We start from the raw sequence: 1,623 nt of genomic DNA, 5'->3' as shown, positions 1-1,623 counted from the left end.
ATCAATTTATCAACGTCAAAGAAGTGTATGACCAAAAAGATCGAGGATAGAGGTTGTGAAAGAAGCGTCCAGCTCCGCCGACAATAAGTAGGAATTAACTATCTAGGAACGCATACCATGCGTAAAACAGGCGCTTATCGGGTCTATACGCAGTCAAACTATAATATTGGTTTAGTGATGCATTTATTAAACCATTCAAGTGAAGCTATGACCTTAACGTATCTTGGATTAGATCAAGCTAGTCGAGAAACGATGTTAGACCAAATTGATTTTGGGTAATGAATGTTTAGAACTTAGTAGTCGTCCAAAAACGACTACTTTTTTTGTTGAATCGTCCTTGGACGATTCGATGCTTTTGACTTGTAAGAACAGGATTGAATGAAGCCATACTGTTCGCATATTTTTAGTGGATGAACAAACAAAATACGAGAGATTTTTTGTTCGTTCATCCAAAAAGAGGGACGATTTCGGAAGAAGAAAATCGTCTCTTTTTTTTCTTCTTTTTGTATGACAAAAAGAAAGATCTTTTGCTCATTTTATTTTTATAAAATGGGTAGGTGGCGTTTGCATAAAGCAAATCGAGGTTCTGTTGCAAAGTTTTAAATCTACTATCAAATAAGGTAGAATAATAGAAAAAGATAGCAGGAGGAATGACGATGAATCATTTTAAAGGAAAGCAATTTCAGCAGGATGTGATTATTGTAGCCGTGGGCTACTATCTTCGTTATAACCTTAGCTATCGTGAAGTTCAAGAAATCTTATATGATCGTGGCATTAACGTTTCTCATACGACGATTTATCGTTGGGTACAAGAATATGGCAAACTACTCTATCAAATTTGGAAAAAGAAAAATAAAAAATCCTTTTATTCATGGAAAATGGATGAAACGTACATCAAAATCAAAGGTCGTTGGCATTATCTCTATCGTGCAATTGATGCGGATGGATTGACTTTAGACATCTGGCTACGCAAGAAACGGGATACTCAAGCTGCTTATGCGTTCTTGAAACGACTACATAAACAGTTTGGTCAACCAAGAGTAATTGTCAAGGATAAAGCGCCCTCTATTGGTTCTGCATTTAGAAAGTTACAGAGTAACGGTTTATATACTAAGACAGAGCATCGAACCGTGAAGTATCTCAATAACCTCATTGAGCAAGACCATCGACCAATCAAACGACGCAATAAATTTTATCGAAGTCTACGAACTGCCTCAACCACGATTAAGGGCATGGAAACAATTCGAGGAATATACAAAAAGAACCGAAGAAATGGAACGCTCTTCGGATTTTCGGTATCTACTGAGATTAAGGTCTTAATGGGAATATTAGATTAAGAACAAGAAGGATTATAAACCTTGTATTTGATTTTTAAACTTTGCAACAGAACCAATTATATGATTGAGAGCTTCTTAATTTTTTACGGACTTTTCATACTTTGTTTTTGACAAGTTTACTTATATCTTTAACAAGTTTGCTTATATAGTTGACAAGTTTACTTGTAAGGTGTTATACTTTATTCATAGAGAGGAAGAGAAGAAATGAATAATAAGAAGATTTTACAAATGGCACAACAAGAAAGTCAAGATGAGGGTAAACTATCGAAGTGGAGAAATATGTCAA

At 35.1% G+C, this 1,623-nt stretch carries 1 protein-coding gene; it reads left to right on the top strand.

Annotated elements, in window-relative coordinates; genetic code table 11:
* Positions 1-656 precede the first annotated feature (656 nt).
* Positions 657-1,337: an IS6 family transposase gene (locus AC07DW_RS34425; protein WP_478861522.1), complete on the top strand. Its 681-nt coding sequence runs from the start codon at positions 657-659 to the stop codon at positions 1,335-1,337.
* Positions 1,338-1,623: the final 286 nt, after the last annotated feature.

It is taken from the genome of Streptomyces sp. NPDC045701, assembly GCF_056432045.1.
The sequence above is the reverse complement of the archived record's forward strand: the minus strand, read 5'-3'. Positions and strand labels throughout refer to the sequence as shown.

What these genes read in the sequence shown, in the direction of transcription:
- AC07DW_RS34425 (WP_478861522.1), top strand. Translation starts at nt 657, where the DNA reads ATGAATCATTTTAAAGGAAAGCAATTTCAGCAGGATGTGATTATTGTA.